General features: G+C 42.8%; 1 protein-coding gene. It reads right to left on the bottom strand.

From position 1 onward, the window contains the following. Positions 1-271: DUF1015 family protein (locus NE637_RS15420; protein WP_256267810.1), on the bottom strand; the 271-nt coding region annotated here is incomplete at both ends.

Raw genomic sequence — 271 nt, 5'->3', positions numbered from 1 at the left:
CTGCTCTTTTGCTTCCAGTGTATTTTCGTGTTTTAAGATCACATTGTTGCAATAATCGTCGATCGAAGCGCAGCCTACAAGCCCTGTCTGTGTTCTTCCGTTCATTGTAAGCGCGTATAAGTAGTAACAAGGTTCTTTGTCCTGAAGAAAAGAACCTTCATCGATCATACGGTTCAGTGTTTCAGATGCTGTTTTATATACTGCTTCGCTGTATGGATTTGTGCCTTTTGGAAGAAGCGTCTCGGCTCGGTCGATCTGAAGAAAAGACTTC

Source organism: Desulfovibrio desulfuricans, assembly GCF_024460775.1.
GTDB classification, from domain to species: domain Bacteria; phylum Desulfobacterota; class Desulfovibrionia; order Desulfovibrionales; family Desulfovibrionaceae; genus Desulfovibrio; species Desulfovibrio desulfuricans_E.
Note: the sequence above shows the minus strand (reverse complement) of the source record. Positions and strands in the feature narration are given on the sequence as shown.